Consider the following 8,580-nt stretch of genomic DNA (forward strand, 5'->3'; position numbering starts at 1 on the left):
CGGCCCGCGCTGCATGAGCATGCCCTTCTGGCGCGAGGACCTCTAAGTCTTTCAGTTTCCGGTGCGGTTTCCCTACAACCGCACCGGTTTCGCCCGTCAAACGGGCAACACTAATACTTACGTAATTCATTTCTTCGAAAGGAAACGAACCATGGGTGTTAACCTCTCCGGCCGTAGCTTCCTCAAGCTCCTCGACCTCACCACCGAGGAGATTGAGTACCTGCTCAAGCTCTCCAAGAACTTCAAGGACATGAAGCGTGCTGGCGTTCCGCACCGCTATCTCGAGGGCAAGAACATCGTCCTGCTCTTCCAGAAGACCTCCACTCGTACCCGCTGCGCCTTCGAGGTCGGCGGCATGGACCTGGGCATGGGCGTTACCTACCTCGATCCCGGTTCGTCCCAGATGGGCAAGAAGGAGTCCATCGAGGACACCGCCCGCGTTCTCGGCCGCATGTATGACGGCATCGAGTTCCGCGGCTTTGCCCAGGACGACGTCGAGGAGCTCGCCGCTAAGTCCGGCGTGCCCGTGTGGAACGGCCTGACCACTGAGTGGCACCCCACCCAGATGCTCGCCGACATCCTGACCGTCCAGGAGAACTTCAACTACGACATCAAGGGCAAGACCCTCGTCTTCATGGGCGACTGCAAGAACAACGTCGCTCGCTCCCTCATGGTTGTCTGCTCCAAGCTCGGCATGAACTTCGTGGCCTGCGGCCCCGAGGAGTGCATGCCCGCCGATGACGTCATCGAGGCCTGCAAGCCCATCGCCGAGGCCAACGGCTGCACCATCAAGCTGACCACCGACGTCAAGGACGGCGTCACCGGTGCCGACGTTCTCTACACCGACGTTTGGGTCTCCATGGGCGAGCCCGACGAGGTCTGGGCCGAGCGCATCGCTCAGCTCACCCCGTATCGTGTTACCTCCGAGGTCATGGCTATGGCCAACCCGGGTGCCATCTTCCTGCACTGCCTGCCCAGCTTCCACGACACCAACACCACGATTGGCGCAGAGAAGTGCGAGCAGTTCGGCATCACCGAGCAGGAGGTCACCGACGAGGTCTTCGAGAGCCCCGCTTCCAAGGTCTTCGACGAGGCCGAGAACCGCATGCACACCATCAAGGCTGTCATGTACGCTACGCTCAAGTAAGAGCTTCTAGCATCTCGCTCGGGGTGCATTGCTGCGCACCCCGAGCGCTTTTGTCTGGTAAAAATCTCGCACTGAGCGACATGCACGGCACGGAAGAGCCGCTTCGGGCGAGATCAGTAAATGATTTATGAAGGGGGGATGAGAACTATGACTGAGACCGCTAAGAAAAAGCGCGGTATGCCTTCATCGTTCACCATTCTTCTTGCTCTGCTGGCAATCGTCGCGGTTGTTACCGTTATCGTCTCCGGTACGTCCGGTGGCGAGGTTACCGCTGCCCGCTTGAGCGATTTCTGCACCGCCCCGGTCAAGGGCTTCGCTGACGCTCTGCCCGTCTGCCTCTTCGTTATGATCCTCGGCGGCTTCCTCGGCATGATGACCGAGACCGGCGCCCTGGACAACGGCATTGCCGTTCTGGTGCAGAAGCTTAAGGGCAATGAGATCATGCTCATTCCCGTGCTGATGCTCATCTTCTCCCTCGGTGGTACCACCTATGGTATGTGCGAGGAGACCGTTCCCTTCTACGCCCTGCTCGCCGCTACCATGATGGCTGCTGGCTTCGACCCCATGGTCGGCGCTGCAACCGTCCTGCTCGGCGCTGGCTGCGGCTGCCTCGGCTCCACGGTTAACCCGTTTGCCGTCGGCGCTGCCGTCGACGCTCTGACCGGCGTTGGCATTGAGGTCAACCAGTCCATCATCATCGGCCTCGGTGCCGTCCTGTGGATTGTTACCACCGCCATGTCCATCTTCTTCGTCATGAGCTATGCCAAGAAGGTCAAGGCTGACAAGGGTTCCACCATCCTTTCGATGCAGGAGCTCAAGGACGCCGAAGAGGCTCACGGCAAGGCTGCTTCCGAGGTTAACAAGGAGGTCAAGCTCACCGGTCGTCAGAAGGGTGTTCTGATCGCCTTTGCCTTCACCTTCGTCGTCATGATCGTCGGCTTCATCCCGCTGGCCGACCTCAACGAGGGCGTCGCCAACTTCTTCGATGCTGGCGCTGTCTATGACGCCGACGGTAACGCCATCGTTCAGGGCTGGTCTGCCCTGATCACCGGCCTGCCCATTGGTCAGTGGTACTTCGACGAGGCTTCCACCTGGTTCTTCCTCATGGCTGTCCTGATCGGTATTATCGGCGGCCTGTCCGAGAAGCAGATCGTCAACACCTTCATCACCGGCGCTGCCGACATGATGTCCGTTGTCCTCGTCATCGCCCTCGCCCGTGGTATCTCCGTCCTCATGGCTAGCACCGGCCTCGACGTCTACGTCCTCGACGCTGCCGCCAATGCTCTGGCTGGCCTGTCCGGCGTGATCTTCGCTCCCATGAGCTTCCTGGTCTACTTCGGCCTGTCCTTCCTGATCCCCTCGACCTCCGGTATGGCTACTGTCTCCATGCCCATCATGGGACCGCTGGCTGTTAAGCTCGGCTTCTCGCCCGAGGTCATGGTCATGATCTTCTCCGCCGCCATCGGCGTCGTGAACCTGTTCACCCCGACCTCCGGCGCCATCATGGGCGGTCTTGCCCTGGCCAAGATCGAGTGGACGACCTGGCTCAAGTTTGCTCTTAAGCTCATCGTCGCTCTCTCCGTCGTCTGCGCCATCATCCTGACCGTTGCTTGCGTGATGCTCTAAGTACCCCTTGGGTACCCCACGGAAACCATGACGATCCTATAACGGATCACCTGGTCATCGTCTGTCCGGTGGGGTAACCCCACCGGTAGACTCCTACCTTTGGCCCCCTCCCGTTCCGTGCGCGGGAGGGGGCGCTCTTGTGTTCCGGCGTTTTACCAAACGCCGGAACCACTCGACGCTGCAAGCCCGCCAGAGCGGCAATCTGACGTTCAATCGTCGGGCATGGCCAAAAGGCCTATGCCCTCCTCTTTCACGTCACCTTGCTCGCCCTGGTGGGCTTTCGCTGACTTATGCTCAACCTGCGGCGCTGCCATTGTTGGCGCAGGGGGCGGCTTGCTCGCTCTGGCGCCTGTTCGCTGTCCGTTCTCTGCCCGCGACGTTTCTGCTGTTGGTGCAAAGGGGTCAGGTTAATTTGCGCCAAAAGGGGAAGTTGCGGTGGAATAGTTCCCGTTTGGCCGTCTTGAGGGGTTAAACAGGAGCTATTTCACCGCAACTTATCGATGGCGTGTTTGGTTGGTGCCTGTTGATGGTCTGGTTATCGGGGAGGGCGGGCTCCGTTATAATCGCGTAGGAACTTAATTTACGAAACGGGACGGGAGCCATACATGCGCCAGGGTTTCGACAACGCGAAGTATATCGAGCTGCAGGCTGCTCACATTAAGGAGCGCATCTCGCAGTTTGGTGGCAAGCTCTATTTGGAGTTTGGCGGTAAGCTGTTCGATGACTATCATGCGAGCCGCGTGCTACCGGGTTTTGAACCGGACAGCAAGTTCCGCATGCTCAAGAGCATCGCCGACGATGTCGAGGTTATCATCGCGATCAACGCGAACCACATCGAGAAAAACAAGGCTCGTGGTGACCTTGGTATTACCTATGACGAGGACGTTTTGCGCCTGGTCGACTTGTTCCGCGGCAACGGTTTCGCTGTCGCGGCGGTGGTCATCACCCAGTACGCCGGCCAGCCCGCCGCCGATGTGTTCCGCAATCGCCTGAACGCGCTCGGCATTCCCGCCAAGCTCCACTATCCCATCGAGGGCTATCCGCACGACGTCGACCTGATCGTGTCCGACGACGGCTATGGCAAGAACGAGTTTGTCGAGACCACCCGTCCGCTCGTCGTCGTGACGGCGCCCGGCCCTGGCTCGGGCAAGCTCGCCACTTGCCTCTCGCAGCTGTATCACGAGCATAAGCACGGTACCGCCGCCGGCTATGCCAAATTCGAGACCTTCCCGGTCTGGAATCTTCCTCTGACGCATCCGGTCAATATTGCCTACGAGGCCGCCACGGCTGACCTCGATGACGCCAACATCATCGATTCGTTCCACCTTGAGGCCTACAGCAAGACCACGGTCAACTACAACCGCGACGTCGAGGCCTTCCCGGTGGTCCGTGCCCTGATGGAAAAGATCCTGGGCAAGAGCCCCTACCAGAGCCCCACGGACATGGGCGTCAATATGGTCGGCTTTGCCATCACCGATGACGATGCCTGCCGCGACGCTTCCAAGATGGAGATCGTTCGCCGCTACTTTACCGCGGTCGAAAATGTGCGCCGTACCGGCGTGGGCGATGAGCAAGTCGACCGTCTCAAGATTATTATGAAGAAAGCCGGCATCGATAAGAACTACTCACCGGCGCGCTCGGCGGCCCTCACCAGGGAGCAGCTGACGGGTGGTCCCGTGGGTGCCATGGTCATGCCCGATGGCTCCGTGGTGACCGGTAAGACCTCCACGCGCCTGGGCGCCGCAAGTTCGCTCATTATGAACGCCCTCAAGCATGTCTCGGGCGTCGACCTTGAGCTCGAGGTCATTAGCGATGAGGCGATCGAGCCCATCAGCAAGCTCAAGACGCATTTCCTGGGCAGCAAAAACCCGCGCCTCCACACCGACGAGACGCTTATGGCGCTGTCGATCACCTCGGCCACGAGTGAGACGGCCGCTCGCGTCCTTTCGGGCCTGGAGCAGCTGCGCGGTTGCGATGCCTTCTTTAGCGTGATTATCTCGCCGACGGACGAGACGGTACTGCGCAAGTTGGGCATCAACGTGTGCTGCGAGCCCAAGTTTGAGCGCCGCGGTTTCTTCCATCGCTAAGTTTGAAGCACCGCGGTAATTGCATTGCATTTTGGCCGTATCGGGTTAGCGCCCGGTACGGCTTTTTGATCAATAAAGCGTCTATTTCGGCGAAAAATAGCTGTTTACCTGCCTAGAAACAATTTGAGCGGTATACAATAACCGTAACTGTTTCATCCTTAGCGGGATGCCGCATGATGGATATTACCTGCCATCGTGAGGTGTGTCGGTCGCGCACGGCGCGTTAGATGCTCGTGCTCGGTTTGAGGAGGCTGCTATGGCGGGCAAGGGTCGTGCGAGTGTCAACGATATGAAGCGTGTCGAGGTGCTGGTGTTGATGGAGATCGACCAGCAAACCGAAGACAATGGCGGGCCGTATGGTTTCTCGCGCAAAACGCTTGCCGAGCGCGTGGGGGTTTCGCCGTATCGTGCCCGCGCCGCAATCGATCGCTTGGATTCCGAAGGTATGATTGATGTCGTCTCGCGTTATAGCGACGACGGCGGTCAGCTTGCAAATGGCATTTGCCTCACCGAACGTGGTGAGTGGTATCTTGAGGGCGTCCGTACCGGCATGCTCGTTCAAGAAATGCTTGAGGACGAGGTTGCTGATCGATAGCAGCATGTAACCCTTGCCATAGCGACGCCGCCTGGGAAACCGGGCGGCGTTTTGTTTCAAGATTGAGAAATGCAATCGCACGCGAGAAAAATTGCGGACGGTCCGCGGCGCGAGTATTACAATGAAGACCCGTAAGATGTGGATAAACAACTTCTACGGGAAGCGCAGGTAACTCAATATGACCAAGCATGTGTTCGTAACCGGTGGCGTGGTTTCGTCCCTGGGCAAGGGTATCACCGCGGCCTCGCTGGGCCGTCTGCTCAAGTCGCGTGGCTACAAAGTAACGATGCAGAAGGCCGACCCGTATCTGAACGTCGACCCCGGTACCATGAGCCCGTTCCAGCATGGTGAGGTCTTTGTAACCGAGGATGGTTACGAGTCCGACCTGGACCTGGGTCATTACGAGCGCTTTATTGATGAGAACCTGACCCGCGATTCCAACTTTACGACCGGTGCCATCTACAAAAGCCTAATCGCCCGTGAACGTCGCGGCGACTTTTTGGGCGGTACCGTGCAGGTGATTCCCCACGTCACCAATGCCATTAAGGACAAGTTTCGCCGCATCGAGGAGCAGACCGGCTCCGATGTAGTCATCACCGAGCTGGGCGGCACGATCGGCGACATCGAGTCCCAACCGTTTGTCGAGGCCATCCGTCAGTACCGCAAGGAGGCCGGCCCCGAGAACGTCTGCTACATCCACGTGTCGCTCGTTCCCTATATCGCCGCCGCCCACGAGGTCAAGACCAAGCCCACGCAGCATTCCGTCAAGGAGCTCCGCAGCTTTGGCATCCAGCCCGATATCATCGTGCTGCGCTCCGACCACCATATCGATGACGCTATCCGCGGAAAGATCGCAAGCTTCTGCGACGTCGACACCGATTGCGTCTTTACCAACGAGGACTGCGCGAGCATTTACGATGTTCCGCAGCTGCTTGCCGAGCAGGACTTTGACCTGCGCATTTGCGAGCGCCTTGGTCTGGATCCGCGTGAGCGCGACATGAGCGAGTGGAACGAGTTCCTGCGCAAACAGAATCACGCCAACCATCACGCCGACAAGGTGAAGATCGCCGTCGTGGGTAAGTACACGCAGCTGCCCGATGCGTACCTGTCGGTTATCGAGGCCCTGCACCATGCGGGCGTCTTCTACGATCGCCATGTGGACGTCCAGCTGGTCGACGGCGAGAGCCTCGACGAGCAGAATGTCTCCGAGGTTCTGGGCGACGCCTCGGGCATCCTGGTTCCCGGCGGCTTTGGCAAGCGCGCCCTGGAGGGCAAGATCCTCGCGGCCGAGTTTGCCCGTGAGCACAAGATTCCGTATCTGGGCATTTGCCTGGGTATGCAGGTCGCCGTGTGCGAGTTCGCCCGCAATGTCGTTGGCCTTGCCGGTGCCAGCTCCTCCGAGTTTGATCCGGACGGTCCGTATAGCGTCATCGATCTGATGAGCTCGCAGGAGGACGTGACCGAGAAGGGCGGCACCATGCGCCTGGGCGCCTATCCGTGCAAGCTCGCCGCCGATACTCTTGCTCGCGAGGCATATGGCGAGGAACTCGTCTACGAGCGTCACCGTCACCGCTTTGAGTTCAACAACGCCTTCCGCGACCAGCTCGAGGACGCCGGTTTGGTTATCTCGGGTCTGTCGCCCGACGAGCGCCTGGTCGAGATGGTCGAGCTGCCGCGCGACGTGCATCCGTGGTATGTGGCAACCCAGGCTCACCCCGAGTTCAAGAGCCGCCCGACCAACCCGCAGCCGCTGTTCCGAGAGTTCGTGCGTGCCTCGATCGGCCAGCACGAGGGTGTCGACCGTCTGCAGGTGACGCCCATGAACCTCGCTACGGACTAAGGGTGCCGGCGAATAAGGAACATACCGAAGCTACTCCCTCGTCGCTCGCCGTGGCGGCGGGGGAGTATCTTGATTACCTCGCGGTCGAGCGGGGCTTGGCGCGCAACACGATTGTGGCCTATCGTCGTGACCTGACGACGTACTGCGCCTATCTGGAGCGGGCGGGTATTGTGTCTTTTGAAGAGGTGACCCGTCAGGTCGTGGAGGGCTTTGTCGCCGATCGCCGCGACGGAGGCTATTCCGACGCCTCGGTGGAGCGCGCGCTTGCTGCCGTGAAGGGCCTGCATGCCTTTTTGGTGCGCGATGGGGCCGTGGCCCAAAACCCGACGGCGGCGTTGCGCCTGCCTAAAAAGGCTGAGCGTTTGCCGGAGTATCTATCGGTGGAGGATGTCTCGGCGCTGCTCGATCAAGACTTTCCCGAGGGCGAGATGGGACTGCGCGACCATGCCATCTTGGAAGTGCTCTACGGATGCGGTTTGCGTGTGAGTGAGCTGGTTGGGCTCGATGTGGGCGATATCCATATTGACGATGGCTTTGTACTCGTTCGCGGTAAGGGCTCAAAGGAACGCCTGTCCCCACTGGTGGGAAGCGCGGCGCGAGCTCTGACGCTCTATGTAACTGAGGGACGTTCTCGCTTGGCGGCCCATGCCCGCGGAACCGAGACCTCGGCGGTCTTTTTAAATAAGAACGGACGTCGCCTGTCGCGCCAGGCCGTGCATGCGATATGCGAGCGGTATGGGCGTCAGGTGGGGCTGGTGGGGCTCCATCCCCATACCTTGCGCCACTCCTTTGCCACCCACATGCTCGCGGGCGGTGCCGACCTGCGTGTGCTGCAGGAGATTTTGGGCCATGCCGATATTTCGACCACGCAGGTCTACACGCATGTCGACCGAACGCAACTGACCGAGGTCTATCTGGCGGCGCATCCGCTAGCACATCGCTAGCACCTCGCTGACCTGCATATTTATAAATACTAAAGGGGCCGGGCCCCAGATTGCTGAGACGCACTTTTGCGCGCATGGGCAATCTGGGGCTCGTCCCATTTTTCGCTAGACACCGACGCGGCGGTGGGCCGTGTGTACCGTGGGTGGGGGAGTTTGGGGGCGATGTGAACAGCGTGTAAAGGGACGTAAAAATCGCCTCAAGGTCAACTTGAAGGTTGAGGTTCGCGGGCGTGGTTCTACAGGTGGCATCCCGCCTTTGCTGCAAACACAACATATTGTGTTTTCGAACATATGCTCGGGGGTGTTTTACAACATATTGGGGGTGGAATGGTGGGGAGGGG

At 59.6% G+C, this 8,580-nt stretch carries 6 protein-coding genes; all 6 read left to right on the forward strand.

Going from position 1 to position 8,580, the window contains the following annotated elements:
- Positions 1 to 151: 151 nt before the first annotated feature.
- Entirely contained in the window at positions 152 to 1,147 is a 996-nt protein-coding gene (argF, locus tag DW180_RS09150) for an ornithine carbamoyltransferase (RefSeq protein ID WP_117584234.1), read from the forward strand.
- A gap of 138 nt (positions 1,148 to 1,285) precedes the next feature.
- On the forward strand, positions 1,286 to 2,773 hold the full coding sequence (locus tag DW180_RS09155; RefSeq protein ID WP_369831528.1) for a YfcC family protein: 1,488 nt from the start codon (positions 1,286 to 1,288) through the stop codon (positions 2,771 to 2,773).
- A 605-nt stretch (positions 2,774 to 3,378) separates the two neighbouring features.
- Positions 3,379 to 4,860, forward strand: a complete 1,482-nt coding sequence (locus tag DW180_RS09160) for a DUF1846 domain-containing protein (protein ID WP_118238445.1) — start codon at positions 3,379 to 3,381, stop codon at positions 4,858 to 4,860.
- A 256-nt stretch (positions 4,861 to 5,116) separates the two neighbouring features.
- Positions 5,117 to 5,455, forward strand: a complete 339-nt coding sequence (locus tag DW180_RS09165) for a hypothetical protein (RefSeq protein ID WP_040358312.1) — start codon at positions 5,117 to 5,119, stop codon at positions 5,453 to 5,455.
- Positions 5,456 to 5,633: 178 nt separating this feature from the next.
- Positions 5,634 to 7,295: a CTP synthase gene (locus DW180_RS09170; protein ID WP_006234274.1), complete on the forward strand. Its 1,662-nt coding sequence runs from the start codon at positions 5,634 to 5,636 to the stop codon at positions 7,293 to 7,295.
- A 2-nt stretch (positions 7,296 to 7,297) separates the two neighbouring features.
- The gene (gene xerD / locus DW180_RS09175) at positions 7,298 to 8,239 is read left to right on the forward strand and encodes a site-specific tyrosine recombinase XerD (protein WP_195232072.1); all 942 of its coding nucleotides are present in this window, start codon (positions 7,298 to 7,300) and stop codon (positions 8,237 to 8,239) included.
- Positions 8,240 to 8,580: the final 341 nt, after the last annotated feature.

It is taken from the genome of Collinsella sp. AM16-21, from assembly GCF_003471905.1.
In the GTDB taxonomy this organism is placed as follows: Bacteria; Actinomycetota; Coriobacteriia; order Coriobacteriales; family Coriobacteriaceae; genus Collinsella.